Origin of the sequence: Campylobacter sp. CFSAN093259 (assembly GCF_012889985.1) — a bacterium.
Lineage (GTDB): Bacteria > Campylobacterota > Campylobacteria > Campylobacterales > Campylobacteraceae > Campylobacter_D > Campylobacter_D jejuni.
The window spans coordinates 941,965-967,581 of record NZ_CP040617.1 but is presented as its reverse complement, the minus strand read 5'-3'; the positions used below and the strand labels follow the sequence as shown (position 1 = coordinate 967,581).

Annotated in this window: 30 protein-coding genes; 14 read left to right on the top strand and 16 right to left on the bottom strand. The window is 29.5% G+C overall.

Annotation, left to right across the window (positions count from 1 at the left end; translation table 11 throughout):
• Positions 1 to 41: 41 nt before the first annotated feature.
• Genes hemB through FBF20_RS05100 form a run of 6 tightly spaced genes read left to right on the top strand, consistent with a single transcriptional unit; the run spans position 42 to position 5,797 of the window.
• Complete coding sequence (gene hemB / locus FBF20_RS05125) at positions 42 to 1,025, top strand: porphobilinogen synthase (protein ID WP_002871757.1); 984 nt, start codon at positions 42 to 44, stop codon at positions 1,023 to 1,025.
• Positions 1,022 to 1,942, top strand: coding sequence for an ornithine carbamoyltransferase (gene argF, locus FBF20_RS05120; protein ID WP_002871756.1), 921 nt, complete (start codon positions 1,022 to 1,024; stop codon positions 1,940 to 1,942). Before hemB ends, argF begins: the two co-directional genes overlap by 4 nt.
• A complete protein-coding gene (locus FBF20_RS05115) occupies positions 1,939 to 2,430 on the top strand; it encodes a DUF2603 domain-containing protein (protein ID WP_002853412.1) in 492 nt (163 codons plus the stop codon). The genes argF and FBF20_RS05115 overlap by 4 nt, the downstream gene beginning before the upstream one ends.
• On the top strand, positions 2,417 to 3,772 hold the full coding sequence (hemN, locus tag FBF20_RS05110; protein ID WP_002890012.1) for an oxygen-independent coproporphyrinogen III oxidase: 1,356 nt from the start codon (positions 2,417 to 2,419) through the stop codon (positions 3,770 to 3,772). The genes FBF20_RS05115 and hemN overlap by 14 nt, the downstream gene beginning before the upstream one ends.
• Position 3,773: 1 nt before the next feature.
• Complete coding sequence (locus FBF20_RS05105) at positions 3,774 to 5,039, top strand: (Fe-S)-binding protein (protein ID WP_002890010.1); 1,266 nt, start codon at positions 3,774 to 3,776, stop codon at positions 5,037 to 5,039.
• Positions 5,036 to 5,797: a DUF5416 domain-containing protein gene (locus FBF20_RS05100; RefSeq protein WP_010891900.1), complete on the top strand. Its 762-nt coding sequence runs from the start codon at positions 5,036 to 5,038 to the stop codon at positions 5,795 to 5,797. The genes FBF20_RS05105 and FBF20_RS05100 overlap by 4 nt, the downstream gene beginning before the upstream one ends.
• A gap of 2 nt (positions 5,798 to 5,799) precedes the next feature.
• Here FBF20_RS05100 and FBF20_RS05095 read toward each other — a convergent pair whose 3' ends face one another.
• A complete protein-coding gene (locus tag FBF20_RS05095; protein WP_002853356.1) occupies positions 5,800 to 6,006 on the bottom strand; it encodes a membrane protein in 207 nt (68 codons plus the stop codon).
• A 234-nt stretch (positions 6,007 to 6,240) separates the two neighbouring features.
• Between FBF20_RS05095 and FBF20_RS09075 the strand changes: the two genes are divergently transcribed.
• Genes FBF20_RS09075 through FBF20_RS05080 form a run of 3 tightly spaced genes read left to right on the top strand, consistent with a single transcriptional unit; the run spans position 6,241 to position 8,613 of the window.
• Positions 6,241 to 6,651 carry an MFS transporter gene (locus FBF20_RS09075; RefSeq protein WP_021357866.1) on the top strand — a complete coding sequence of 137 codons (411 nt, stop codon included), beginning with the start codon at positions 6,241 to 6,243 and terminating at the stop codon, positions 6,649 to 6,651.
• Positions 6,639 to 7,460, top strand: a complete 822-nt coding sequence (locus FBF20_RS05085; RefSeq protein WP_021357865.1) for an MFS transporter — start codon at positions 6,639 to 6,641, stop codon at positions 7,458 to 7,460. Before FBF20_RS09075 ends, FBF20_RS05085 begins: the two co-directional genes overlap by 13 nt.
• Before the next feature lies 1 nt (position 7,461).
• Positions 7,462 to 8,613 carry a M20 aminoacylase family protein gene (locus FBF20_RS05080; protein ID WP_002904421.1) on the top strand — a complete coding sequence of 384 codons (1,152 nt, stop codon included), beginning with the start codon at positions 7,462 to 7,464 and terminating at the stop codon, positions 8,611 to 8,613.
• Positions 8,614 to 8,616: 3 nt separating this feature from the next.
• Here the strand turns inward: FBF20_RS05080 and yaaA are convergent, their stop codons facing one another.
• The gene (gene yaaA, locus FBF20_RS05075) at positions 8,617 to 9,357 is read right to left on the bottom strand and encodes a peroxide stress protein YaaA (protein WP_002879000.1); all 741 of its coding nucleotides are present in this window, start codon (positions 9,355 to 9,357) and stop codon (positions 8,617 to 8,619) included.
• Positions 9,358 to 9,449: 92 nt separating this feature from the next.
• Positions 9,450 to 10,568, bottom strand: a complete 1,119-nt coding sequence (gene jlpA, locus FBF20_RS05070) for a lipoprotein adhesin JlpA (protein WP_002868338.1) — start codon at positions 10,566 to 10,568, stop codon at positions 9,450 to 9,452.
• A 220-nt stretch (positions 10,569 to 10,788) separates the two neighbouring features.
• On the opposite strand from jlpA, the gene FBF20_RS05065 reads away from it, so the two are divergent.
• Both FBF20_RS05065 and FBF20_RS05060 read left to right on the top strand, forming a co-directional pair.
• A complete protein-coding gene (locus FBF20_RS05065; protein ID WP_002879001.1) occupies positions 10,789 to 11,628 on the top strand; it encodes a cysteine ABC transporter substrate-binding protein in 840 nt (279 codons plus the stop codon).
• Between the two features lie 40 nt (positions 11,629 to 11,668).
• A complete protein-coding gene (locus FBF20_RS05060) occupies positions 11,669 to 12,916 on the top strand; it encodes an MFS transporter (protein WP_002853379.1) in 1,248 nt (415 codons plus the stop codon).
• Here FBF20_RS05060 and FBF20_RS05055 read toward each other — a convergent pair.
• The gene (locus FBF20_RS05055; protein WP_002853369.1) at positions 12,899 to 14,167 is read right to left on the bottom strand and encodes a M20/M25/M40 family metallo-hydrolase; all 1,269 of its coding nucleotides are present in this window, start codon (positions 14,165 to 14,167) and stop codon (positions 12,899 to 12,901) included. The two genes, FBF20_RS05060 and FBF20_RS05055, sit on opposite strands and share 18 nt — an antisense overlap.
• Positions 14,168 to 14,234: 67 nt before the next feature.
• On the opposite strand from FBF20_RS05055, the gene FBF20_RS05050 reads away from it, so the two are divergent.
• A complete protein-coding gene (locus FBF20_RS05050) occupies positions 14,235 to 14,762 on the top strand; it encodes a thermonuclease family protein (protein WP_002853387.1) in 528 nt (175 codons plus the stop codon).
• Between the two features lie 8 nt (positions 14,763 to 14,770).
• Positions 14,771 to 14,944 carry a lipoprotein gene (locus FBF20_RS05045; protein WP_002853385.1) on the top strand — a complete coding sequence of 58 codons (174 nt, stop codon included), beginning with the start codon at positions 14,771 to 14,773 and terminating at the stop codon, positions 14,942 to 14,944.
• Here the strand turns inward: FBF20_RS05045 and FBF20_RS05040 are convergent, their stop codons facing one another.
• From FBF20_RS05040 to FBF20_RS05015, 9 genes are all read right to left on the bottom strand, one after another.
• Complete coding sequence (locus FBF20_RS05040; protein ID WP_002853367.1) at positions 14,945 to 15,523, bottom strand: hypothetical protein; 579 nt, start codon at positions 15,521 to 15,523, stop codon at positions 14,945 to 14,947.
• Between the two features lie 72 nt (positions 15,524 to 15,595).
• Positions 15,596 to 16,486, bottom strand: a complete 891-nt coding sequence (gene cmoB / locus FBF20_RS05035; protein ID WP_002864121.1) for a tRNA 5-methoxyuridine(34)/uridine 5-oxyacetic acid(34) synthase CmoB — start codon at positions 16,484 to 16,486, stop codon at positions 15,596 to 15,598.
• A 95-nt stretch (positions 16,487 to 16,581) separates the two neighbouring features.
• Positions 16,582 to 18,306: a ShlB/FhaC/HecB family hemolysin secretion/activation protein gene (locus FBF20_RS05030; RefSeq protein WP_002890579.1), complete on the bottom strand. Its 1,725-nt coding sequence runs from the start codon at positions 18,304 to 18,306 to the stop codon at positions 16,582 to 16,584.
• A 57-nt stretch (positions 18,307 to 18,363) separates the two neighbouring features.
• Complete coding sequence (locus FBF20_RS05025; protein ID WP_002860721.1) at positions 18,364 to 18,504, bottom strand: hypothetical protein; 141 nt, start codon at positions 18,502 to 18,504, stop codon at positions 18,364 to 18,366.
• A gap of 262 nt (positions 18,505 to 18,766) precedes the next feature.
• On the bottom strand, positions 18,767 to 19,090 hold the full coding sequence (locus tag FBF20_RS08975; protein ID WP_002853350.1) for a hypothetical protein: 324 nt from the start codon (positions 19,088 to 19,090) through the stop codon (positions 18,767 to 18,769).
• Position 19,091: 1 nt separating this feature from the next.
• A complete protein-coding gene (locus tag FBF20_RS08970) occupies positions 19,092 to 19,484 on the bottom strand; it encodes a hypothetical protein (protein ID WP_002853377.1) in 393 nt (130 codons plus the stop codon).
• Between the two features lie 2 nt (positions 19,485 to 19,486).
• Positions 19,487 to 19,789: a hypothetical protein gene (locus FBF20_RS08965; RefSeq protein ID WP_002853370.1), complete on the bottom strand. Its 303-nt coding sequence runs from the start codon at positions 19,787 to 19,789 to the stop codon at positions 19,487 to 19,489.
• A gap of 99 nt (positions 19,790 to 19,888) precedes the next feature.
• Complete coding sequence (locus FBF20_RS08960; protein WP_002853396.1) at positions 19,889 to 20,131, bottom strand: hemagglutination domain protein; 243 nt, start codon at positions 20,129 to 20,131, stop codon at positions 19,889 to 19,891.
• A 368-nt stretch (positions 20,132 to 20,499) separates the two neighbouring features.
• Positions 20,500 to 22,788, bottom strand: coding sequence for a hypothetical protein (locus tag FBF20_RS05015; protein WP_010891897.1), 2,289 nt, complete (start codon positions 22,786 to 22,788; stop codon positions 20,500 to 20,502).
• A 142-nt stretch (positions 22,789 to 22,930) separates the two neighbouring features.
• On the opposite strand from FBF20_RS05015, the gene FBF20_RS05010 reads away from it, so the two are divergent.
• On the top strand, positions 22,931 to 23,305 hold the full coding sequence (locus FBF20_RS05010) for a thioesterase family protein (RefSeq protein WP_002853400.1): 375 nt from the start codon (positions 22,931 to 22,933) through the stop codon (positions 23,303 to 23,305).
• On the opposite strand, the gene FBF20_RS05005 is transcribed toward FBF20_RS05010, so the two are convergent.
• Genes FBF20_RS05005 through FBF20_RS04995 form a run of 3 tightly spaced genes read right to left on the bottom strand, consistent with a single transcriptional unit; the run spans position 23,297 to position 25,568 of the window.
• Positions 23,297 to 24,487 carry a hypothetical protein gene (locus FBF20_RS05005; protein WP_002853393.1) on the bottom strand — a complete coding sequence of 397 codons (1,191 nt, stop codon included), beginning with the start codon at positions 24,485 to 24,487 and terminating at the stop codon, positions 23,297 to 23,299. The genes FBF20_RS05010 and FBF20_RS05005 overlap by 9 nt on opposite strands.
• Positions 24,484 to 25,092 (bottom strand): uracil-DNA glycosylase family protein, encoded by a 609-nt coding sequence (locus FBF20_RS05000; protein ID WP_002853338.1) that lies wholly within the window; start codon positions 25,090 to 25,092, stop codon positions 24,484 to 24,486. The genes FBF20_RS05005 and FBF20_RS05000 overlap by 4 nt, the downstream gene beginning before the upstream one ends.
• Positions 25,089 to 25,568 (bottom strand): GNAT family N-acetyltransferase, encoded by a 480-nt coding sequence (locus FBF20_RS04995; protein ID WP_002853404.1) that lies wholly within the window; start codon positions 25,566 to 25,568, stop codon positions 25,089 to 25,091. The genes FBF20_RS05000 and FBF20_RS04995 overlap by 4 nt, the downstream gene beginning before the upstream one ends.
• Positions 25,569 to 25,617 lie beyond the last annotated feature (49 nt).

Sequence of the window (25,617 nt, the reverse complement as noted above, 5' to 3'; positions counted from 1 at the left end):
TCAAATTTATGTTAAGATTTTAGCAAAAAAAGGACAAAAAAATGTTTAAAAGATTTAGAAGATTAAGGCTTAATGAAAACTTAAGATCTATGGTAAGGGAAAATTCTTTAAGTGTAAATGATTTGATTTATCCGCTTTTTGTGGTTAATGGAACGGGGATAAAAAAAGAAATTTCTTCTATGCCTGATGTGTTTCAAATGAGTTTAGATGAAATTTTAAAAGAGTGTCAAAATGTAGTTAATTTAGGCATTAAAGCCATTATACTTTTTGGTGTTTTAGAAAATGAGAAAAAAGACAGTTGTGGAAGCGATGCTTTAGATGATGAAGGGCTTGTTGCAAGAAGTATAAGAGAGATTAAGAAAAATTTTCCAGATCTTTTTATAATCAGTGATCTTTGTTTTTGTGAATACACAGATCACGGGCATTGTGGGATTATCGATCCAAAAACAAAAAGCGTAGATAATGATGCAACTTTAGAAATTTCAGCCAAGCAAGCCTTAGTTCATGCAAGAGCAGGGGTAGATATGGTAGCACCTAGTGGAATGATGGATGGTGTTATCACTACTTTGCGCAAAGCTTTAGATAAGGAAGGTTTTGAAAATTTGCCTATAATGGCGTATTCTACTAAATTTGCATCAAGTTATTATGGGCCATTTCGAGATGTAGCAGAGTCAGCTCCAAGTTATGGAGATAGAAAAAGCTATCAAATGGATTTTGCTAATGGTAAAGAAGCTTTAGAAGAAAGCTTGGAGGATGAAGCACAAGGAGCTGATATTTTAATGGTAAAACCTGCCCTTGCTTATCTTGATGTGGTTAAAGAAATATCCCTTCATTCTAACTTGCCTTTGTGTGTTTATAATGTAAGCGGAGAGTATGCTATGTTAAAGGCAGCTAAAAATGCAGGAGTGATTGATTATGAAAAAGTTTTGTATGAAACTATAATAGCTTTTAAAAGAGCAGGGGCAAAGCTTATCATCACTTATCATGCTAAAGAATTAGCTAAAACGTTAAAAGGAGAAAAATGAAACATTTTTTAACTTTAAGAGATTTTTCTAAGGAGGAAATTTTAAGCCTTGTAAATCATGCTAGCGAGCTTAAAAAAGAGCCTAAAAAACTTTTACAAGATAAAACTTTAGCAATGATTTTTGAGAAAAACTCTACAAGAACAAGAATGGCATTTGAATTAGCCATAACAGAGCTTGGCGGAAAGGCTTTGTTTTTAAGCAGCAATGATTTACAACTTAGTCGTGGTGAGCCTGTAAAGGATACAGCTAGGGTGATAGGGGCGATGGTTGATTTTGTGATGATGAGGGTCAATAAACATGAAACTTTACTCGAATTTGCAAGATATTCTAAAGCTCCTGTGATCAATGCTTTAAGCGAGCTTTATCATCCTACTCAGGTTTTAGGGGATTTGTTTACTATCAAAGAATGGAATAAAATGCAAAATGGTATAGCAAAAGTTGCTTTTATCGGAGATAGTAATAATATGTGCAATTCTTGGCTTATTGCGGCTGCGATTTTGGGCTTTGAAATTAGTATAGCTATGCCAAAAAACTATAAAATTAGCCCTGAAATTTGGGAATTTGCTATGAAACAGGCTTTGATTTCAGGAGCTAAAATTTCCTTAGGCCATGATAAATTTGAAGCCTTAAAGGATAAAGATGTAGTCATTACCGATACTTGGGTTTCCATGGGCGAAGAGAATGAAAAAGAACGTAAGATTAAAGAATTTGAAGGATTTATGATCGATGAAAAGGCTATGAGCGTTGCCAATAAAGACGCGATATTGCTTCATTGTTTGCCTGCTTATAGAGGTTATGAAGTGAGTGAAGAAATTTTTGAAAAACATGCAGATGTGATTTTTGAAGAAGCAAGAAATCGCCTTTATGTGGTAAAAGCCTTGCTTTGCTTTTTGGATAATCAGAGAGGAAGAGAATGAAAGAGCTAGAAAAGTATAGCACTTGCTTAAAACGCATTGATGAATTTAGTCAAAATCTAGGAATAAAGAAAAAAGATAGAACGATTTTTAAAATGAAGCAAAGCGAGAATGAAAACGAAAAATGTTTAGTTCTTGAAAATGGAAGTTTTGATTCTCCTGAGCCTTGGTTTGTGATCGATGAAAACGATGAAATTCACACTTTGCTTTCTTTGCAAAGTCTTAAGAATATACTTGAAAGTTTAAAACAAAGTCAAAAAGAGAATTTTGAATTGCGTTTAGAAAAGGCGATTTATCAACAAATTCCTGTAGATTTTAACGATGTTTGGACGGTTGCTATGGATGAGATCAAGCAAAAGGCGCAAAATGGCACCATGGAAGTTAGTATTGATCTTGAAAAATTAATTTCTAAAATCAAACAAGAGCATCCAAATTTATTTGTAGATATGCAAGCGATGATAGAAAGGGTAAACCAAAATGAGAGATTATAAAGCTTTTGTAAAATACTCTAAAGCAGGACCACGCTACACTTCTTATCCTACAGCAGTAGAGTTTAATACAAATTTCAAATACGAAGAATATATAGAAATTTTAAAAAAGCAAGATAGATCTTTATCGCTTTATTTTCATTTGCCTTTTTGTAGGAGTGCCTGTTATTTTTGTGGTTGTAATGTCATCTATACTGCAAAAGAAGAGAGTAAAGAAAGGTATTTAACTTATATTTTTAAAGAGCTTGATATTTTAAGTACTATTTTAGATACTAAAAGAGAAGTGGTGCAAATGCACTTTGGGGGCGGAACTCCAACTTTTTTTAGTGCTAAACAACTTCAAAATTTGATTTTAAAAATCAGATCTGTTTTTGGAAATTTTTCTAAAGATGCAGAGATTAGCTGTGAGATCGATCCGCGTTTTTTAAATGAGGAACAAGCCACAGTTTTAACGCAAAATGGCTTTAATCGTATCAGCTTTGGAGTGCAGGATTTTGATGAAAAAGTTCAAAAAGAAATTCATCGCATCCAGCCTTTTGAATTAACGCAAAATGCTTTAAATCTTGTAAGAAGCAAAGGCATAAAGTCTGTAAATATGGATTTAATTTATGGTTTGCCTTATCAAAATTTACAAAGCTTTACACAAACTTTAGAAAAAGTTATGCTTTTAAACCCTGATCGTTTGGCGATTTTTAATTACGCTCATGTGCCTTGGCTTAAGAAAAATATGAGAAAATTTGATGAAAATACCTTGCCAAGTCCTGATGTTAAGCTTGAAATTTTAGAATTTTGTGAGAAATTTTTAAGCAAAAATGGTTATAAAATGATAGGAATGGATCATTTTGCAAAAGAAAATGATGAGCTTTTTAAAGCTTTAGAAAATGGAACTTTGCATAGAAATTTCCAAGGTTATACTACCAAAGGCGGTGCTGATTTAGTCGGTGTTGGGCTTACAAGTATAGGCGAAGGACAAAGACATTATGCGCAAAATTTTAAAGATATGTCAAGTTATGAAGCTGCATTAGATAGAGGAGTTTTGCCTTTTGAAAGAGGCGTAGCTTTAAGCGATGATGATGAGCTTAGAAAAGCAGTGATTATGGAGTTAATGGCAAATTTTAAGCTTGATATTAAGTCAATAGAAAAAGAATTTTGCATTGATTTTAAGGAGTATTTTAAAGAGGATTTAAAAGCTTTAGAAGAATACAAAGATTTTATTAATTTTGATGAAAATTTTATCAAAGTCAATGAAACAGGTGTTTTGCTTATAAGAAATATTGCTATGTGTTTTGATGCTTATATGAAAAACATTAGTGAAGATAAAAAAGTATTCTCAAAAACGGTGTAAGATGAAATTTAGTCAAATAAGTGATGCTTGTGTTAAATGTGGCAAATGTATACCTGTTTGTACTATACATGAAGAAAATCGCGATGAAATTACTAGTCCAAGAGGGTTTTTAGATCTTTTAGCTGCTTATAAAGAGGGAAGTCTAGAACTTGATAAAGAAGCTAAGAAAGTTTTTGAATCTTGTTTTTTATGCACCAATTGTGTTGAAGTATGTCCAAGTAAATTAAGAGTAGATAATGCCATAGAAGAAGTTCGTTATGATATAGCTAAAAAATTTGGTATAGCTTGGTATAAAAAACTTATTTTTTTCTTTTTAAGAAGACGCAAAATTTTAGATTTGGTAGCTAAGCTTGGCTATGTGTTTCAAAGTTGTGCGTTTAAAATTCAAAATGAGAATGAAAATACAGGTATGAAGGCAAGATTTTCCATGCCTTTTGTTAAAAAGGGAAGATTACTTACAAGTTTTAATAAAAAAAGTTTCTTAAATTCTAATCCAAAATTTATCAATAATGATGGAGAAAAAACCATAGGTTTTTTTGTAGGTTGTTTGGCGAATTATTTTTACATAGATACGGCTAATGCAGTGCTTAAAATCGCTAAGGAATTAAAAATCAATGTGGATTTGATGAAAGAACAAGTGTGTTGTGGAGCGCCGCAATTTTTTACGGGTGATTTTAAAAGTGTTGAAGTTTTGGCTAAAAAAAATATTGAGTATTTTGAAAAAAAATTAGAAAAATTAGATGCTATTATAGTTCCTGAGGCCACTTGTTCGGCTATGTTAAAGATAGATTATGAACATTTTTTTATAATGCAAAATGATTTAGACTGGGCAAAACGCGCAAAATGTGTGTCATCTAAGATATATATGGCTAGCGAGTATTTTTATAAATTTACTTCTTTGGAAGAAATTTTAAAAACAAAAAATAAATTTAATTATAGCATTACTTATCACGATCCTTGCCATGCAAGAAAAATGCAAGGGGTTTTTAAAGAGCCAAGAGAACTTTTAAAAACAAATTATCATTTTGTAGAAATGAGTAATTCTAATACTTGTTGCGGTTTTGGCGGGGTGAGTATGCAAACGGATTATTATGATAGAGCTTTAAGTGTAGGGCTTAAAAAAGCACAAATGATCGATGAAAGTAAGGCTAGTGTGGTAAGTGCCGAGTGTTCAGCTTGTAGAATGCAAATTTCAAATGCATTAGAACAAAATTCAAGCAAGGTTGTTTTTGCTAGTCCTTTAGAACTTATAGCAAAAGCTTTGTGATGATGAAGATAGTATTTAAAGGCAAAAGTTCTGAATATGAAATTCAAAGATCGTGCTTTTGTGTTGATGCTTTTGTGATTAAAGATAAGATTGAAGAACGAGATGGTGTTGATTTTATCACTTCAAATGTAGATCTTTTGGAATTTAGTGATGACAGTTTTACTTTTGAAGAAATTGTAAAACATTTTAATATTTGTGATACTGAAGATATGATTATCGTTGAAGATTTTGACATGAAATCAAACAAAGATAATCAAAACCAAGAAGATGATATAGAACACAACATCTTAAAATCCGAAAAAATAATACATGAAAACACAAAACAAACAAGTATGCAATTTAAAAATTTAAAATTTTTTTCAAGAATTTTTAAAAATGAAAATTTTCTTTCTGATTTTAAAGAAAGTAAGCAAGAAGTTGTTACTATCAAAAAACATGAAAAACTTGAAATTTTTAAAAATTTATCTCAAGAAGATCAAGAAATTAGCTTTGTTAAAATTGAAATTTTAAATTATGATAGTAATGAAGATAGTTTAAGTTTTAATCTTGATATATTTCCAAGCGGTATGAGCTATAAGTACGGAATTTTAAAAGGCTCTATGCATATTATTTTACAAGGTAAAACTTCTAGTACGATGCTTTTTCCGTTTTTAAAAAGTATGATTTATAAAAATAAAAGCGAAAATTCAAGTGAAAAAATTTTTACTTTAATGATAAATCAGAAAAAACACTATAAGCTTATCGCAAATCTTTCTTAGTTTTATTTTATTATATTTTCTATATTAGAGCGATTTTTTTCAATTAAAGAGCGATTTTTTTGAGTTGTTTCTTTAAGATCGGCTATATCTTCTTTCATATTTTGTATGTTTTGGTTGAGTAATTTTATCTTTTTTTCATAGCGAGTAACGATGATAAAGACTACAAATAAAAATATAATAATCAAAAAAATAAATGCTAAAAATTCCATATTTTTCCTTTTTAAAACTAGATTTTGAAATATATCATTTAAATACTTCAAAAAACTTTTACGGGTTTTTTATTTTGTATTTTAGTTTTTTTATCTTTAAACTTATATATAAATTTTCAAAAAGTAACAAAAAAATATATAAAAAAATAATTAAATTAAAAAAATAATTAAAGATAATAAATATCTTATTTTTTTATGTTTATATTTTAATAAATATCTAAAAAGGATTTTAATATGGAAAAATCACTTTTATTTCATTTTAGACGCATTGGAGTTGAATTTATCATTTTTAGTGTTTATGCTGTTTTTAGTATCTCTTGGGCAGCAACAGGGTCTTTAATGCCTTTGATTTCAAATGATCTTGCCCTAAATACTCAGCAAGCTACTTTAATCACTAGTATGATAGTAGTTGCGAAAATTTTTGGTGCTTCATTTACTGCTTTTTTGGTTTATAAATTCGGATTAAAAAAGGGATATTTTTTAGGCTGTATTTTAATGAGTTCGGGTATCTTTTTAAGTTTTGTAGATAGTTATAGTGGTATTTTGATTATAAGATTTTTAACAGGGCTTGGTTCAGCTTGTGCTTTAGTTTGCTTAGTGCCTATTGCACAGCAATGGTTTGAAAAAAAGCTTTGCATTTTGTAATTAGTTTTAATATAACTTCAAATTTAGTAGGCATTACTCTAGGACTTATTTTAGCTGAAAGCATCTCAAATTATTTTGGAAATTGGAGAGATTCTTTATCATTTTATGCTTGGATTAATTTGATTTTATTGATTTTGTGGCTTTTTGTAGGTAAAGATGAGAATAAAAAAGAAGAAAAAAAGAATAATGCAAAAGATCTTATTTATGCTTTAAAATCTCGTGTTGCTTGGGGTATGATTATTTTTTACATAGGGCCTATTTTATTTTTAAATTCTCTTTTTACTTTTTTACCAACTTTTTATGCACAATATGCGAGTTTTAGTAAAGAATTAGCTGATTTTGCTAAAAAAGAAATTCCAGCTTTGGCTAATTTTGCTATTATTTTTGGTCCTTATCTTGGATTATTTTTTAAAAGAAAAAATATCTCTTTTAAAATAATGCTATTGTCTGGAGGAGCGTGTATTTTTATATGCGGATTTTGTATGTTGTTTTTGCAAAATTTAGTATTGATACAGATTTTTGCTGTGTTATCAGGCATTTTTTATTCTATGTGGTTTCCATTTTTCTTTAATCTACCTTCAGAATTAAAAATTTCCAATCCAAATCAAACTGCTTATATTATGAGTGCTTTTTGGAGTATTACCTTTGTTATACTATCATTTAACCTATGGGTAGTATCTTGGAGTATTGATAAAACCCATAGTTTTACTTTGGGTTTTGTTTATATTTTTGCTTTGATTTTTATTTCAGCGATCTTAGCACAATTTGTTTTGCCTAGAAGAGAAAATTTTATACAAGGAGAAAAATAGAATGAATTTAATTCCAGAAATACTAGACTTACAAGGCGAATTTGAAAAAATTCGTCATCAAATTCATGAAAATCCTGAGCTTGGTTTTGATGAATTATATACTGCAAAATTAGTGGCACAAAAATTAAAAGAATTTGGTTATGAGGTTTATGAAGAAATAGGAAAAACAGGCGTTGTGGGGGTTTTAAAAAAGGGGAATAGCGATAAAAAAATAGGACTTCGTGCAGATATGGATGCTTTGCCTTTGCAAGAATGCACAAATTTGCCTTATAAAAGCAAAAAAGAAAATGTAATGCATGCTTGCGGTCATGATGGACATACTACTTCTTTATTGCTTGCTGCAAAGTATTTAGCAAGTCAGAATTTTAATGGTACTCTAAATCTTTATTTTCAACCTGCTGAAGAGGGCTTGGGTGGTGCTAAGGCAATGATAGAAGATGGATTGTTTGAAAAATTTGATAGTGATTATGTTTTTGGATGGCACAATATGCCTTTTGGTAGAGATAAGAAATTTTATCTTAAAAAAGGTGCGATGATGGCTTCTTCGGATAGTTATAGCATTGAAGTTATTGGAAGGGGTGGTCATGGAAGTGCTCCAGAAAAGGCAAAAGATCCTATTTATGCCGCTTCTTTGCTTGTTGTGGCTTTGCAAAGTATAGTATCTCGCAATGTTGATCCCCAAAATTCAGCAGTTGTAAGCATAGGAGCTTTTAATGCAGGGCATGCTTTTAATATCATTCCAGATATTGCAACGATTAAAATGAGTGTTAGAGCATTAGATAATGAAACTAGAAAGCTAACTGAAGAAAAAATTTATAAAATTTGTAAAGGTATTGCTCAGGCCAATGATATAGAAATTAAAATCAATAAAAATGTTGTTGCACCAGTGACTATGAATAACGATGAGGCCGTGGATTTTGCTAGTGAGGTTGCAAAAGAATTATTTGGCGAAAAAAATTGTGAATTTAATTATCGTCCTTTAATGGCAAGTGAGGATTTTGGGTTTTTTTGCGAAATGAAAAAATGTGCCTATGCTTTTTTAGAAAATGAAAACGACATTTATTTACATAATTCTAGTTATGTTTTTAATGATAAACTTTTAGCTAGGGCTGCAAGTTATTATGCGAAGCTAGCTTTAAAATACTTAAAATAAAAACTAATCTAGAATTTCAAGCGCAATTTCTTCCTTTAAACCTTTGATTTGAATTTCTTTGAGTTTTAGATTTGAAGGAAGGTTTGCTAAAAGCTCTTTATTGTTTTTTACTTGGTTTTTTGCACTTATGGAGAGTAAAATTCCCCGGTAAGCTTTAGCAAAATGACTGATGACTTTACCATTTTTTACAAATTTATAGGTATAAAATTTCTTTTTTGGGGTATAGAATTTATCATAAAATCCTGCTCTAAGATCAAGTATTTCTTCATTTTCCAAGTATTCATCTAAGGCTTTACTAAAATGTTCTTTATAAAATTTCTCTATGGTAAAATTTCCTATTTTAGCCCCTTGCTTGAATTTATAAAAGGGTAGGGTATCATTAGCTCTTACAACGCCAAAAAGATTAGAAAATATAAGAGTATTTTCTAAAATATAAGCTTGACTTTTTTTATCTAGGATTTTAAAATTAAGATATTCATAACTTATCCCAGTGTAAAGCATTATAGCTTCTTGAGTGGGAGCTTGTTTTAAGTCGTGTTTAAATTTATCAATTTCATTTTCGTTTTTAATGCCAAAAAGTTCTTGTAAATTTTTTAAACTTGCATTTTTGATAAATTCTCCATAATGCTTTAAAGCTTCCATTCTATAAGGAAATAATTCTTTAAATATAAATGAGTTTTCATCGATGGGATTTTTTGTACAATTTTCATTTTTGCTTTCACTAGGGGAGAATAAAATTTTCATTTTAGCCTTTTTTGTTAATGTTATGAAAACATTAAGAGCAAAGAAATTTAATCTTGCTTTTAATGTTTTTGAAGTTTTTATCATTTTAAAATTTAAAATGACGCTCCGCCCATTAACATAGAAAACATGATAAATGGAAGTATAATTTTTAACGCTTCTGTGGCATCTTGATTGTTGATGCTTAGTTTTTCTATGCTGTCGATTCCCTGTGTGCTATAGTCACTAACAGGGATGTTTTTAAATTTTAAATCAAGATTGAGTTTATAATCATCGTTTTGAGTGATATTATTTAAAATAGCTAAAGCTTTATCAAAGATTAATGCTTGTTCTTCATTTTGACTTTGAGTTTTTAAGGTTTGTAAATTTTCCTTAGCAGTTGTTATATAGCTACTAAATACGCCTTCGGTTTTAAGAGTTGAATCAATTTTAAAATTGTTTAAGATGATGTATTTTTGGATTGTATTGCTAAAATCTGAAGCTTGTTCGTAGTTTGCTATATTAAGAAGTTCATTGATAGCTTGTTCATCCATAGCTAAAGTTTGAGTGTTAAATTTTATACCCTTAGAATCAAGGTAATTAAGCAAATCTTCTTTTAGATTTATATTTAAATTTGTATTGAAATTTAATTTTGCGTTATAAAATTTTATATCAAGATTATCTATATAATTGTTTTCCTGTTTGTTGATGGAGTTGTCAAATGATAAAGTATAAGAATCTGAGCTTAATTTATTGATCAAAGAGCTGATTTTTGGATCTTGTTGAAATAAGCTTGCATTGATGTCACTAACAACTTTTTCTCCAAGTTTAAAATCTTCAAAAACCAAATTTGATTGTATGCTTTTTTGGTTTTTAAAAAGATCGTTGTAATATTCTTTAATGCTAATTGATGTATTTGCTTCGCCTTTGTAAATTTCATTTGAACGAATTTTGATATTTTTTGCTTGAAATAGTTCTTGATACTCATCGTTATTATCTTTTGCAAGAGTTTTGAAATTTGGACTTAAACACGCTATAAAATCACCATCTGCATTGCATTTAAAATCAGAAAATTCAATCTTTATTCCAGAGTCCTGAGAAAGACTTGCAATTTCTTGTTTAACTGTTTGATTTAGTTGATTTTCATATTTTTTAACTGTTTTTTCATCTATGGAATTTCCGCAAGCTGAAAACAAAACAGCTATTCCAATAGAGAGAAAAATACCTTTTTTCATAGTTTTCTCCTTAAAAATTTTAAAAAAAGATTATATCTTTTTTTACTTAAAATTTAAACAATGCTAAAAGAGAGTGTGGGATTAATTACATTTTTACACATAGGAAAATCTTTTTAGTTTGTTTCAAATGTATTATTTATAATTTTAAGTATAATTAACTTTGCAATTATTATATATTTTTGCAACAGCTTTAAGCTTATTTTTTAAAGAAAGGAAATGTATGAAAAAAATACTTCTAAGTGTTTTAACGGCCTTTGTTGCAGTAGTATTGGCTGCTTGTGGAGGAAATTCTGACTCTAAAACTTTAAATTCTCTTGATAAGATCAAGCAAAATGGAGTTGTTAGGATTGGGGTATTTGGCGATAAACCACCTTTTGGTTATGTAGATGAAAAAGGAAACAATCAAGGCTATGATGTAGCTTTAGCTAAACGCATAGCAAAAGAACTTTTTGGAGATGAAAGCAAGGTACAATTTGTTCTTGTTGAAGCTGCAAATAGGGTTGAGTTTTTAAAATCAAATAAAGTAGATATTATTTTGGCTAATTTTACTCAAACTCCGCAAAGGGCAGAGCAGGTTGATTTTTGCTCGCCTTATATGAAGGTAGCTTTAGGCGTAGCTGTACCAAAGGATAGTAATATAACTAGCGTAGAAGATTTAAAAGATAAAACCTTGCTTTTAAACAAAGGCACAACAGCAGATGCTTATTTTACGCAAAATTATCCTAATATTAAAACTTTAAAATATGATCAAAATACCGAAACCTTTGCCGCTTTGATGGATAAAAGAGGCGATGCTTTAAGTCATGATAATACCTTGCTTTTTGCTTGGGTGAAAGATCATCCTGATTTTAAAATGGGTATCAAAGAGTTAGGTAACAAAGATGTTATCGCACCAGCGGTTAAAAAAGGCGATAAAGAACTTAAAGAATTTATCGATAATTTAATCATTAAACTAGGCCAAGAGCAGTTTTTTCACAAGGCTTATGATGAAACTTTAAAAGCTCATTTTGGAGATGATGTTAAGGCTGATGATGTAGTGATTGAAGGTGGAAAAATTTAATAAAGGGCTTTTTGCCCTTTATATTGATTTAGGATAAAATATGCAAAAAAAATACAAAAATATTATTTATGCTTCTTTGGGTGGAATTTTAGAATTTTATGATTTTGTGCTTTTTGCCTTTTTTTTGGATATTTTTGCTAAGGTATTCTTTCCGCAAAATGATGCTTTTTGGATGCAGATAAATGCTTATATAGCCTTTGGTGCTGCTTATTTAGCGCGTCCTTTTGGTTCTATTGTGATGGCACATTTTGCTGATAGATATGGAAGAAAGAATATTTTTTATATTTCTATGCTTTTGATGGTTTTGCCTAGTTTTGCTTTAGCTTTTTTACCAAGTTATGAAAGTATAGGTATATTTGCTACTTTGATTTTATTTACTATTCGTATTTTGCAAGGTTTAGCCGTTGGAACTGAGGTGAGCGGAGCTTGGATTTATGTGAGCGAATTTGTTAAAGGGCGTCAAATTCCTTTGGCTCTTGGTTTTATTTCAGCGACTTTAACCATAGGTTTATTGCTAGGAAATATTGCCACTTTGGGCATAAGATCTTATTTTACCCCAGAAGAAGTTCAAAGCTATGCTTGGAGAATTCCTTTTATCATAGGAGGATTTTTTGGAATTTTAGCTTTGTTTTTAAGAAATAAACTCAGCGAAACTCCAGAATTTATAAAAGTTCAAAATGAAAAGAAAATTTTAAGTTTTCCATTGTTTGAAGCTTTGAAAACTCATAAAATGAGTATGCTTGTTTGTTTTTTAATGACCATGGTTTTAACAAGCGGTGTGGCAACTTTGATGATTTTGCCTAAGTATTTTGAAAGTCTTTTAGCTATGAGTAAAACTTCTGCTTTATGGGTGCAAAATTTTGCTATTTTAGCGGTGATTTTTGGAGCTTTATTTCAAGGTTTTTTAGCAAGCAAATGGGGAAGCTATAAAATTTGCTCTATTTTTAGTATAGCTTTTATTATCTTTGGTATGCTTTTTGGTTTTTATGATGAGAATTTTTTATTTTATTTTTTACTGGCTTGTTTTGCACAAGGTATTATTACTTTCGCGCCTGTTTTTATGACGCAAATTTTTAAAAGCGAACTTAAATTTAGCGGGCTTAGTTTTGCTTATAATATTTCTTATGCGATTTTAGGTTTTTTAACCCCTTTTATAGTTAATGCTTTTTATAAAGAGTATTTAGGTATTTATCTTGCTATAGTGGGATCTTGCTCCTTGCTTTGCGTGTTTTTGTTAAAACGCGTTTTTGCAAGAAGTAAGATTAAAGAATTAAGCATTGTCTTTTAAAACTTCAAAAACAACCTTAGATATTTTTTCAACTGAAGCGATTTCACAATGCTCATCAGTTGAATGAGGATTATGGATATTTGGGCCTATAGAAGCGCATAAAAGCTCTTGTTTTTTCTCTATAATGCCACACTCAAGCCCTGCATGGATAGCTGAAACTTTGGCATTAGGCGATACTTTTTTAAGTGCTTTAAAAACCATGTCGCTAAGTGCGTTTGGTTTACCTTCCCAAGGTGGATAGAAATTAAAACTTCTTATTTTAAAATCAAAAGCTTTGAAAAATTCTAAAGTTTCAAATTCTACTTGCTTAAGTCCATCAAGTATATTAGATCTTGCAAAAAGTGCGAATTTGATTTGGTTATCTTGCATTCTTAAAGTAGCTAGGTTAATGCTTGTTTGAACTATATCTAGATTTTCATCATAAGCTCTAACTCCATGAGTGAAAGAATTTATAAGGCTTAAAAGTTTTTTACTTTGATCGCAAATTTCAAATTCATTTTCTTCTTTAAATTCGCATTTTATCCAGTTATTACTCTTTACTTCATCTTTAAAATGCACTAAAGCTTTGGCGTGTTTAGGTATAGAATTGATTCTTTCTCCGCCTTCAAAAGAAATGATTTCTCCTTCATTTTCTTGTATGAATTTAGCCATTTCTTTGATGGAACTTTTTTCATTGCGTATGATATTTATGCCTGAGTGTCCACCTTTAAAATTTTGCGCACAAAGCTCGTAAATTTTACCCTTTTTTCTAAGGGTATTAAAAGACAAACTTGCTTCTATATCTACTCCACCTGCACAGCCTATCATGATCTCATCATCGCTTTCATGATCTAAATTTAAAAGCATTTTAGATTCTAAAGTGTGCTCGAGTAAATTCACTCCCATGAGTCCTACTTCTTCATCGTTTGTAAAAAGACATTCTAAATTTTCAAATTCAGCCATAGCACTCATCATGATGGCTATACCTATGCCATTATCTGCACCAAGACTTGAATTTTTGGCTCTTAAAAAGCCATTTTCTTCATAAACTTCTAAGTTTGGTGCATCGCCCATACAGACCATATCATAATGGCTTTGTAGACAAATTTTTGGTTTGCCTTTTATGGCATGGATATTTCCTGCCTTATCTACACTCACCTTAAAGCCTTTATCTTTGGCGTAAGAGCTTAAAAATTCTTTCATTTGTTCTGTTTCATAACTGCAATGAGGAATTTTGCATAATTGTTTAAAATTTTCTATAACATTTTGCATTTTATCTCCTTTGTTTTGATAAAATTATGGCATATTTTTTAAAATTTAAAGGCAAAATGATTAAAAAATGAGAATAAATTATAAAAAAATATTTAATCTGAGAAAATTACTAAGTGATCCAAAAAAACTTTTTTCTGTATTAATCTTCACTCTTGTAGTTGTTTTTATCCAGAACTATATTGCCCAAAATTCTAGTTTTGAAGGAAAAGTAGTTAGAATTATTGATGGAGATACTATAGAAGTTAATCATGAAAACAAACTCGCTAGAATAAGATTTTTCGGTATAGATGCACCAGAACTTAAACAAAGTTTTGGAAAGCAGTCAAAAGAAGCTTTAAGTAGAATTTTAAGTGGCAAACAAGTTGAAATTATTTATAAAAATAAAGATACTTATGGTAGAATTGTTGCTATTGTAAAGCTTAATGATGTTGATATTAATCGATTTTTGGTAAGCAAAGGCTATGCTTGGGCTGATACTTACTATAGTAACGCTTATACCAAAGAACAAGAAAATGCTAAGAAAAATCATTTAGGTCTTTGGAAAGAGAGTAATCCTATAGAGCCTTATAAATGGAGAAAACACAATAAATTCTAAGGAAAAACATGAAAAAATATACTTTAATGGTGCTATTAGTTTTAGGAATTTCTGGATGTTTTGTAAATGAAAGAGGGATTTCAAATCGTTTTTATGATGATTGTAAAGAGTATTATGATGGAAGCGGAACTTATCATAAGGATTGCCCAAAAAATTGGGTAGATATTAAAATGACTCCTTGATTATTTTCCACCCACAGAGGCCATTAATGCAGCTGCTACGGCTTCTGGATTGTTGATTTTGGCACCTTGTTCTTGATTTTCTGTAGGTTTAACAGTGTTAAGTGGCGGACGCTTGAGTTTAAATATATGCTCATCGGTGCTAACAACTTGTATCGTTCCTTCAAACATTTTAACTTCTTTAACATGTCCAACCACTTTTACATCTCTTTTTTTGGAGGTTTCGTCAAAAAGTGCATGAGCTTCAAGTTCTAAAACATCGCCTAATTTAAGCGGAGCATAAAAAAAACATTTTGATCCAATAATCACTGAAAATTCTTTATTGATAGAGGCTTGTGCTACATAGTTTGCTGCAGCGAAAATAAAGGCATCAAAAATCAATCCTTGATCATCTGCTACCATTTCGCTTGTGGTTATTAAAATTGATTTGGCATAGTTTTTATCAATTTCGATAATGGTTCCAGCAAGTGAGGTGTTTAATTCAGGACAAGTGAGTAATTCTGCTCTAACGCGAGATATATCTTCTGCAGATGCGTATTCTTCAAGTTGTGCATATTCTTCAAAATTATCTTTTTTTGCCATATCTAACCTTTAAATTCTACTTATCTACTTCAAAATATCTAAAATTCAATATCGGCAAAAAATAAAAAGAATTTATATTTTAATGCGTATATAAACTCTTTTGGGTGCTTCATAGCCTTCAATGGTAAGATTTTTATCCTTTGGATCTAAGAAATTTTCCAGCGAAAAAGAGTCTATCCATTCTGTTTTTCTTTGTTCGTTTTCATCGGTTTTTTTTGTAGCCAAAACTTCAAATTCTTTAAATCCTGCTCTTTCACACCAGTTTTTTAATGCACTAATGCTTGGTACAAAATAAATATTTGGAATTTTAGAATAAGTTTTATTAGGCACAAGAGCGATTTCTCTCTCATCTTCTATATACATGGTATCTAAAAAAACAACTCCATTTTTATTAAGTCCTGCTTTTAAATCTTTTAGCATTTTTATAGGATCACTTCTATGATAAATCACCCCAAGACAGAAAATCACATCAAATTTCAAGCTATAGCTTGGAAGATCTTCTACGCCTAAAAGTTCGTATTTTATAGGAGTTTTAGCTAAAGCGTTAATGAGTTCAAATTGCAAACGGTATTTGATAGAAGGATCAAAACCTATGAGTTTTGCAGGATTAAATTCAAGCATTTTAAACATATAATAACCATTATTACAGCCTATATCAGCAACGCATTTTTGAGAAATTTCGTTCATGAAAGGCTTTAGAATGTTGAATTTAATAAAACTTTGCCATTCTGTATCGATGAAAAGATCGTCTATTTTAAAAGGACCTTTTCTCCATGGTTTAAGTTCTTTTGCTATAGCTAAGATTTCATCTTTGGCTTGAGAATTTGTAGATAAATTCACGCTATCGCCTAAAGAAAAATTACAAGCAAGATTGAGAGCTTTAAGTTCTTGAATTTTAGCGTATAAAGGGTGATTTAGAAATTGTTTTTCAAGTAAATTTTCTTGCATTTTTATCCTTGACATTTGCTTTTAATGCTAAATTATAACATTAAAAGCTTTTATGGCAATATAAATCTCATATGCATTAAGTATTTGATCAAAAATAAATTTTTAAAAACTCAAAAATACTTCCCAAAGCTTACATAAGCTTTAGAACTATAATCATCATCTAGTTTATATTTCTTTAAAGCTCTAGCTAAATCAAGCTTGACATAAAAATTCCCTGTTTTATTATAAAGCAGTTGTAAACCATAAGCATCCATATAGTTTGTTTCACTTGCTCTATATAGTTTAGAATCATTCTCATACCAAGAATAACCTATATCATAAAAAGGAGTGATATAAAAATCTTTTAAAGGAGTAGCCATTCTAAGTCCAAAGCTAGCCACTACAGCATTATCTCCTTCTCCATCTCCATTATTATAAGCCCTTACTCCATAAGGATCTCCTAAAGATATAGTTTCACTACTATCTAATGTAGCTCCATTGACAACTTGTTGATAATTTAAACTAAAAAGATGAGTAAAAGTATCATTAAAGAAATAAGCATTGTTAAGATTGACATTGAGTTTAGCAAATTTTCCAAAGCCATCTCCATCTGTTTTAGAACTCATTCCTAATATAGTAGTTCCCCCATCTTTAACATTACCATAGCTTACATTAGCACTATAAGAAAAACTATCATTACTAATGCCATTATAAACTCCTTCTATACTAAAGCTTATCGTATCAGAGCTTTTATCTATAGTCATGATATTTAATCTTGAATTACTAAGCTTTTTATGATAATAACTTGAAGTTAAATAAAAAGAATTATAAGTCGTAATCCACAAAGGATATTTTAAATCTATACCTAGATTTTCAGAAGTTCCTATAAAGTTTGCATTTTTATAAGCTCCTCCTAAAGCATAGTTTCTTTTAGAATAACTTGGAGTGATTTTTAAATTCCCTAAGAAAGTAGTATAGCTTATACTATAGTTAGTTTGTGCTTCATCGCTTCTTTGCAAATAAGCATTAAGACTATCTCCTTGATGAGCTATGTTATTAAAACTCATACTGGCACCACCCCTATATCTGCCTGATTCTTTTATACCGTAATTATCCCCATAAAACAATACAGAAACAAAGCTATCACTAGGGGTAGTTTCTATCACTACATCTGTTTCACCTGGATTATCTCCTGCTTTTAAAGAAGCAAGGGTTTGTATGCCATACATTTCATTGACTTTATAAACTGCATCTTCTACTAATTTAGTAGTGATGATTTCACCTTTGTGATTAGGTAATTTACTTTCTATAGCATAATCTCTTACACTAGAATTGTTTTGAACCACATATTTACCTAAAACACCTAAGGTGATATTGATTTGAATTTGATCTTTTAGTTCTTGTTGTGGGATATAAGCTGTAGCAGCAGGATAACCACTAACTTGAACATAATAAGAAATGATATTGGCTATATCTTGTAAGTCTTGAACTGAAATACTTTCTTTTTTGTAATCGTTTAAGGCTTCTTGTAAAACTTGCTCATCTAAACCTAGATCTTTAAAGTTTATGTTTTTATTGGTAATATGAAAGCTAAAGCTAACTTTATGAATTGATTCTTCTTTAGAAGTATTTTTTAAAGAAGGAGTGTTTGAATTTGGGGTTTTAGTTTTTAAAGTATTATCATTAGACAAGTTAGGTTGATTTTTTTGAGTGTTTTTCTTTGTGTTGATGGTTTTTGAATTATTATCATCACTAGTATTAGAATGATCTATGATAATCACTCCATCTTTTACTTTTAAAGTGTTGTTGTAGTTTTTTGAGTTAGCATCTTCTTTATAAGGAGATTGTTCTAACATTTGTATGGTTTTTTATTATCTTTAGTATCACTAGCATAAAGGCTTAAGATAGCTAAACTAGATAGTAAGATAATGCGTTTTATTTAAATTTTCCTTAGTGTTTGTTTGATTTTTAATCTTTAAACTTTGTTTGTTTTTTAATTTTTTAACAAGATCCAAAAGGCTTTTAACCTTTTGGATTTTAATCATCTTGAGCAAGGATTTCCTGCTTTAAAATTATCCGATACTATACAACATTACCACTTTCTTGAGTACTGGCTTCATCTATACTTGCTTGTTTATCATCTTCATTGATATTTGGATCTTCATCTGTAGTTTGTATAAAAAGCTGTAGCAATGCCAGGTTCTTGTTGTCCTATGGTATCATTTGGGTTATTATTAGAACCGTTGTTGTTGCTATTGTTAATATCACCTGAATCGGTTCCATCGTTTCTGTTGTTGGAGTTGTTAGATCCTAAATTTATAATGGATACTGGCTTATAGTTTGCACTATATTTTCATTGACTGTAAGATGACTAGTTCCATTTATGCTCGCACTTGCTAAGGTTTTATTAGAATTTTCTAAACTAGAATTAGTACTCGCTGTAGCGATTTGAAGAGCTATTGTAGCTTGTTGTAAATCACTAGAAACTTTATCTACAGCTTGTTTTAAACCTGCAATAACTTTATCGCCATTATTACCTGTTATACCACTTAGAGCTGTATTGTAAGCTTTAACTGCTTCATTATAAGCATTTGCAGCAGTATCGTAAGTTTTTTGAGCGTTTTCTTGCCCTTCGGTCATTTTAGGAATTTTGAGAAAGAATTTCCTTTGTTTTAATAATGGCTTGTTTAGCTTTTCCTAGATCACCATAAGAATTTCCCAATACTTCCTTTAAAGCGTTTGCAAATGTTGCATTATTGCTATCTTGAGTTTGTCCATATAAAGCAGTAATAAAATCCATACTTTGATTAATGCTTGTTAGTTCATCAGCTGTTAATATTTTTCCATCTTTATAAAATTTACTTAAGTCGCTAATATCAACACTAGAATTAAATTTCAAGTCATTAAATATAGAATTTAAAACTTCATTTGAGATGTTATCTTTAGCAATAAGATCGCTAGTTTCTTTATAGCCTATTGTGTCTGTTGGATCTCCTCCTGGTCCAGTTAAGCCTTTATTAGATCTTATACTCAATATTACAGAGTCTTCTTTTTTATTGTATTTGATGCAGGACCACGAATGACAAATGTATCATTACTATAGACATTAAGATAGACGGTATTGGATTGTTCTTTTTTATTTGTAAAAATGAATTTACCATAATCAGTGCCACCATATTTCATATTTGAAACTTGATTGCCTGCCATAGCAACTCTTTCTCCTACCGTTATAGTTTCTAAATTTATAACATTTCCTGCATTGGATTTAATTACAGGTGATATTGTTTTAGGATTTCCTTTAAATGCTGAAAGTTTTCCATCTTTTGTAAACTCCTTCATCTCCTTATCACCTATTGATGAAGCAGACAGAACAATTTTTTTCCACCTTTACCCACTACTATGCCATTAGGATTGATTAAAAAGATATTATTGCTTCCACTATTGAGTGTTCCATCTATAATGAGAGCTTTTAGAACCATAGACAATATTTAAATAATTTTGGTTAGTTTTTCCTTGTCCAAAATTTACAGTTTCATTACTTGCTATATTAAAACCACCACTAACACTTATACTTCCACTTGTTCCATGAGTGAACTTACCCCCACTTGGTAAAGCATAGCTTTGTGTAAAAAGTAAAGAACCTACAACTAAAGACAAAGAAAGTTTATTTAACTTTTTCATGACTTGCTCCTTTTTGTAAGATTAAGATTTAAGAATCTTTTGTTTATATTTATAAAAATACAAATAAATCATTCCTATCTTAAAAATAGGAATGATTTATTTTATCCTTGCATAAATGTTTTTGTCATCTTGAGATATTCTTGCTTCATAAGAAAGCTTTTGTAGGTTCATATTTTCTAATCTATCTATAGAACTTAGTTTAAAATCTTCTTTGTTTTTTGCATTTTTTCAATAAAGCTTTGAAGTTCTTCTTGATTTAAAATATTAGAGTTTTCATCTATAAAACCTTGCTCACTTTATAAGATTAAGATTTCTTTATTTTTAATATAAGGGTATTACTCTTTGAGGGTGTAAAGAGCTAATACTCCCTAGCTAGAAATATTAATAGGAGCATCGTATGACTTCAAAAGGGGAGTTGTGTTGATTTTATTGGATACAATAAGATAATAATGCTCAAAGTTATTAATAATTCTAGCTTCAACTTTAGTATTTAAAATCAGTCTATTGTTTTTACTTAAACTGATATCTGAAGGAGCTGCAGCATTAGAAGCACTATAATTATCTTCATAATGCACCAACGCTCCTGCTAATATATCTATGAAAGTGTTTTTAAATATATTTAAATTCCCACCTATATATAAGGTATTATTATAAGATTTAGCTTCACTTAAACCTGTAATGGCTGAAGGAGCTATAAAAATAGAATTGTTATTTTTGTACTCATCAAGATTAAGATTGTTTATGATTAAGGTATTATCATGGGCATTGTTTGAAAGTCCAGCTATAATACTTAAAATTCCTTCTCTTTTATCTGAAGCTACACCAAATAAAGTATCATTGATAATGATTTTATTATAAGCAGCTTCATTATAAGCCATAATCAAATAAGCATTATCAGCTGCATTAGAAGAATAGTTTTTTATATCTATAGTATTATGATTGGCTTTATCTAAAGCTCTTATGATGATTTTAGAACCTTTATCTATATTACTTACATCGGTAATGCTTTGAACATTGTTATAATTTATAGTATTATAAGAGGCTTCTTTAGCTTCTGTTAATACAGTTAAATTTCTAAAAGAAGCAAAGTCTTTAATCACTACTTCATTGTTATTAGCACTACTAGGATAAAAGTCTTGGTTATTAAGAATGTTTTTCTTAGCTGTATAAATGTATACAGGTAAGGTTGACATAGAATTATTAATATAAACTTTATTATAATCCGCACTGCCTTCTAAGGTTCTAGCAGCTACAATATTTAAAGCATCTTTATAGCTTTGAGAAAGATCGGTTGTGGTAAGATCGTTTTTAATGTTAATGGTATTATGATTAGCTCCTTTAGTTGCAAAGCCACCATAAAAAGAATGTTGGTTATAACCTAAGAAGTTATTAGCGATTTCTAAAGGATGTTTTAATTCTATGTTTAAGGTATTATAATTTGCTTCTCCATTATTAGAAGCTCCTGCATAGAAGTTAAACAAAGCTTGAGCAAAAATGTTCTCATTGTTTTTATCTTTTTTTAGGTTTTTAATATCTTTTAAATTGATAGTATTATCTAAGGCTTGTCCTTGTTCGGTTTTTCCACCCCAAAAATCAGCAAATAAAACAGAATTATAAGCTAAGGGTTGTTTATCATGGTTCATATACATATCAAGATTAAAACCATCTATGTCTAAAAGGTTTTTACTGGCTTGAAAGTTTTTATCTGTTCCACTATCTATATAACCTGCGCTAATATGAGCAGCAGCTAAACTAGCATAAGCTTTGCTTGGACCATGGATAATCATATTAGCATCTTTGATAAAGATTTTATTGTTTTTTACATTACCTTGATAAGCTAAACCACCTACAAGGTGAGTGATTCTTTCATCAAAGGTATTATTACCATTTTTATCTTTTTTAGGTAAGGAAGTAAAAAACTCTACACTGCTACCTGCTTCTATATTTAAACTATTATTTGTAGAATCTCCATAAGTGGCTATAGCTCCGATTAAATAAGGAGCACCATTTAAGGCTAAATCATAAGTGTTCTCAACTCCCATACTAATATGGGCATCTTTTTGAAGTATGGTTTGGTTATAGCTTGCATTACCATAATGAGTAAAGGTAGAACTCATTAAGAAATTCATGCGTTGATTGCTTTTAGAATTACTAGGGTTTTTTATATGAGTATCTTTAGGTTTAAGATAAAAAACTGAACTAAGTTCTCCTTGTTCTAATATAAGTTTATTATAACTTGCATCAGCATGATCGGTTTTTGCTGTGATTAAAAAAGGAAGCACTCTAACTGTTTTTATACTATGACCGGCTGTATTAACACCATGCCTTGCTTTAAAAGAAAGAACTTCATCTTCTCTCATATCAGGAGTAAGTAAATAATGTTTAAAATTTAAATCGTTTATATTTGTAATATTTGGTTTAGGATTGTTATATATTAAAGTAATATTGTTAATATATTGTTTAGAACTCTTAGCATAATAATTTATACCTTGGAGTTTTTTATAAGTAGAATTGGTTTTATCATAAAGTTCGTTATCATTAAAATAATGCTCTGGAATATTGAAATTTCGATTGTCTGTAGTATTTGCTTGAGTGGCTGCAAAAGCGTTGATGCTTAAGAAGGTAACAATAGAAAGTTTAAAACAAAATTTCTCTATACCCCCTCCCCGTGAAGTTAAAAAGCTTTATTAAATTAAGATTGGGCGGAATTTTTTAATATAAACTAAAAAGCGATATCAAAGAATTTCCGTTGTATAATCTAATGTTTTTTAAATGTAAAATATTTTTTAAGGTAAAGCGATGAAAATGCGTGTGTATTATGAAGATACTGATGCGGGTGGAGTGGTGTATCATAGTAATTATTTAAAATTTTGCGAGAGAGCAAGAAGTGAAATTTTTTTCAATAAAAAAGTAGATATTTTTGATGCGTCTAAGGGACATTTTTTGCTTGCAAAAGCAAATTGCAATTTCTTAAAACCTGCAAAACTTGGAGATATGATAGAGATTAAAACAAAAATTTTAGAAGTCAAAAATGCTTCTGTGGAAATTTTACAAGAAATTTATAAAGATGAAATTTTGCTTTTTAAAATGGAATTAACTTTAGCTTTTATTAAAAACGAAAAACCAGCTAGAATGGATATGCAGTTAAAAAAGCTCTTTGAAGAATTATTTTAATTCTTCAAAGCTTGCTTGTTTGCCTTGCATAAGACGCACTTTGTAATCAACTTGAGAATTTTTGATTTTCTCATCAAATAAACTTTCGCTTTTTTTATTTAAGAATTCGGTATAAAAGTAATCAACTCCTATACTAGTAGCATAAGCAATCCAGTTATAATCTATACTTTGATTAAAAATTTCATTAAGATAGACTAGGTTATCATCGTGGTTATTGATAGAATTAGCAATGATAAAATTTTCTCTATCTCCTTGTTGTGTTAAACTTAAAAATGTTGGATTATAGTTGATTTGAGTGGATAAAAGCACATAAGGATGAATGTTATAAATTCTTAGCTGAGAACTTGCTAGAGCTGTTTTGATCAATGGAGTGTTAAAAAATATTGAGGCATTATTAACTCCACCTTGTGATCTTAAAAGCCTGCTAAAATCAAGCTTCTCGCCTTCTATGGTATATATTCTAGCATTATTATTTTGAGCAAGAATTCTTGAATTTAGATTGCTTGATAAGGCAGAGCCATCGCTAAATATTGCGATATTAGCATTTGATTTGCTTAAAAGTGTGGCAATTTGAGCATCATAGTCAATACTTCCAAAAATAATATTTTGATTTGAAATTTGTATGTTGTTTTTATGGATAGTCGGTATGAAAATTTTCATATTTCCTGAGTAATTTTTCAACTCATTAGCACCTTTTAAGGTAAATCCAGCTATGGCATACTGATATCCTTGAGCTTGTGCTGCATCAAGCGCGGCTCGAATTTTATCATTATCTTCTGTGCCGGTTAAAAAAACTTTTACTTTGATTTCAGCTCTTTGTCTTAAAAGATAGGCTATGCTTGAATTTATTATAGTATTTGAGTAGCTTTTTATGGTTTTTTCTGGGATAATTATCGCAAGTTTAACAGAAGTAATTTTTTGAACATTTTTTTCAAAATCAGTAATGGAATTTAATAATTTTGCATAAACATTAGATAAAAATTGATCGTTTTGATCTGCAAATTCACTTAAAAAACTAAGATACAATCTTGATTCTAAAAGATCAAAAAGACAATTTGTGTTGCATTCTTGAACGCTTAATTTAGGATAAAAATTTTCAACTGGTTTTACATCGACTAATTTTTGCTCTTTTGCATTAAGCAAAAAGCAAGATAAGAAAAATATTAAAAATATTTTTTTCATAAAAATCCTTTAATTTTTTTTAAATCTTGTATAAAATTTTTTTCATAACTTGGATTTTTTTCTATAAAATCTAAATCATAACTTGGCATTATGAAAAAATTTTTATAAGCAAAAACTTCACCTTTTAAAATGTGATAATCTTTAAATCCCAAGCTTTTAAATGTATATTCTCCTAGACAAAGTAAAAAAGCAGGTTGAATCAGTTTTAGTTCGTTCCAGAAAAATGGTAAGCAAGATTGTAGCGAAAAATCATCAAATTTTCCATTACAAAAACATTTAAATAAATAAGAAAAATAAAAATCTTCATCGCAAAGCCCTAAAATTTGATAAATATAGTGTTTTAATTTTTCACCTTTTTTTGAATTAAGTAAAATTCCGCTTTCATTTTCACTCTTTTGCCCAAAAACATCAAGAATTAGCAATTTGGCATTTTTTATCTTAGGCTCCATAAGACTAAATTTTCTTGTTTTGGAAAATTGGCATAAGGTGCAAGATGAAACAAGTTGTTTTAATTCTTGAAAATTTTGTACTTGTTCAAAGTGGTTTGTATGTGTATCAACAAAGTTAAATCCCATAGCTTTTAAATAATAAAGACTTCTTATCATAAATCACATAATTTTTCTAAATTTTCTCCACTTAGACGATAATTTCTCCATTGTTTAAGATGTTTAGCGTTTAAACTTTCATAAAAATTAATACCTAAAATATTATCATTTAAGCAAACCCAGTCGAGTCTTTTTAAATTTTCTTTTTTGCAAATTTCTCCTAAAAATTTAAAAACAGCTTTTCCATAACCTTTTTTACGAAAATCTTCTCGTATATAAATATCTTCAAGATAAATTCCACCGCTGCCCCAAAAAGACGAAAAAGTATAAAAATAAATCATATAGCCTATAGTTTTTTCATTTTCTTTTAACAAAAAAGCACGAGCAAATTTATTTTTTAGTAAAGAATGTTCCAGTTTTTCTTTCGTGCATTGAAGAAAATCTAACATATCTTCGTATTTTGCAAATTCTATGATCATTTCTTGTAAAATATCTAAATCTTCTTGTCTTAAATCAATAATTTTAAATTCTGACATTTTTAACCTTTTAAAAATAATTTCAAAATTTATCAAAAGAATTTAAAAA

What these genes read in the sequence shown, in the direction of transcription:
- FBF20_RS05080 (WP_002904421.1), top strand. Translation starts at nt 7,462, where the DNA reads ATGAATTTAATTCCAGAAATACTAGACTTACAAGGCGAATTTGAAAAA.
- FBF20_RS05050 (WP_002853387.1), top strand. Translation starts at nt 14,235, where the DNA reads ATGAGAATAAATTATAAAAAAATATTTAATCTGAGAAAATTACTAAGT.
- FBF20_RS09075 (WP_021357866.1), top strand. Translation starts at nt 6,241, where the DNA reads ATGGAAAAATCACTTTTATTTCATTTTAGACGCATTGGAGTTGAATTT.
- FBF20_RS05115 (WP_002853412.1), top strand. Translation starts at nt 1,939, where the DNA reads ATGAAAGAGCTAGAAAAGTATAGCACTTGCTTAAAACGCATTGATGAA.
- hemB (WP_002871757.1), top strand. Translation starts at nt 42, where the DNA reads ATGTTTAAAAGATTTAGAAGATTAAGGCTTAATGAAAACTTAAGATCT.
- FBF20_RS05105 (WP_002890010.1), top strand. Translation starts at nt 3,774, where the DNA reads ATGAAATTTAGTCAAATAAGTGATGCTTGTGTTAAATGTGGCAAATGT.
- FBF20_RS05045 (WP_002853385.1), top strand. Translation starts at nt 14,771, where the DNA reads ATGAAAAAATATACTTTAATGGTGCTATTAGTTTTAGGAATTTCTGGA.
- FBF20_RS05055 (WP_002853369.1), bottom strand. Translation starts at nt 14,167, where the DNA reads ATGCAAAATGTTATAGAAAATTTTAAACAATTATGCAAAATTCCTCAT.
- FBF20_RS08960 (WP_002853396.1), bottom strand. Translation starts at nt 20,131, where the DNA reads ATGAAAAAGTTAAATAAACTTTCTTTGTCTTTAGTTGTAGGTTCTTTA.
- FBF20_RS08965 (WP_002853370.1), bottom strand. Translation starts at nt 19,789, where the DNA reads ATGAAGGAGTTTACAAAAGATGGAAAACTTTCAGCATTTAAAGGAAAT.
- FBF20_RS05065 (WP_002879001.1), top strand. Translation starts at nt 10,789, where the DNA reads ATGAAAAAAATACTTCTAAGTGTTTTAACGGCCTTTGTTGCAGTAGTA.
- FBF20_RS05010 (WP_002853400.1), top strand. Translation starts at nt 22,931, where the DNA reads ATGAAAATGCGTGTGTATTATGAAGATACTGATGCGGGTGGAGTGGTG.
- FBF20_RS05005 (WP_002853393.1), bottom strand. Translation starts at nt 24,487, where the DNA reads ATGAAAAAAATATTTTTAATATTTTTCTTATCTTGCTTTTTGCTTAAT.
- FBF20_RS08975 (WP_002853350.1), bottom strand. Translation starts at nt 19,090, where the DNA reads ATGACCGAAGGGCAAGAAAACGCTCAAAAAACTTACGATACTGCTGCA.
- jlpA (WP_002868338.1), bottom strand. Translation starts at nt 10,568, where the DNA reads ATGAAAAAAGGTATTTTTCTCTCTATTGGAATAGCTGTTTTGTTTTCA.
- FBF20_RS05000 (WP_002853338.1), bottom strand. Translation starts at nt 25,092, where the DNA reads ATGATAAGAAGTCTTTATTATTTAAAAGCTATGGGATTTAACTTTGTT.
- FBF20_RS05030 (WP_002890579.1), bottom strand. Translation starts at nt 18,306, where the DNA reads ATGTTAGAACAATCTCCTTATAAAGAAGATGCTAACTCAAAAAACTAC.
- hemN (WP_002890012.1), top strand. Translation starts at nt 2,417, where the DNA reads ATGAGAGATTATAAAGCTTTTGTAAAATACTCTAAAGCAGGACCACGC.
- FBF20_RS05040 (WP_002853367.1), bottom strand. Translation starts at nt 15,523, where the DNA reads ATGGCAAAAAAAGATAATTTTGAAGAATATGCACAACTTGAAGAATAC.
- FBF20_RS04995 (WP_002853404.1), bottom strand. Translation starts at nt 25,568, where the DNA reads ATGTCAGAATTTAAAATTATTGATTTAAGACAAGAAGATTTAGATATT.
- FBF20_RS05060 (WP_002853379.1), top strand. Translation starts at nt 11,669, where the DNA reads ATGCAAAAAAAATACAAAAATATTATTTATGCTTCTTTGGGTGGAATT.
- yaaA (WP_002879000.1), bottom strand. Translation starts at nt 9,357, where the DNA reads ATGAAAATTTTATTCTCCCCTAGTGAAAGCAAAAATGAAAATTGTACA.
- FBF20_RS05095 (WP_002853356.1), bottom strand. Translation starts at nt 6,006, where the DNA reads ATGGAATTTTTAGCATTTATTTTTTTGATTATTATATTTTTATTTGTA.
- cmoB (WP_002864121.1), bottom strand. Translation starts at nt 16,486, where the DNA reads ATGTCAAGGATAAAAATGCAAGAAAATTTACTTGAAAAACAATTTCTA.
- argF (WP_002871756.1), top strand. Translation starts at nt 1,022, where the DNA reads ATGAAACATTTTTTAACTTTAAGAGATTTTTCTAAGGAGGAAATTTTA.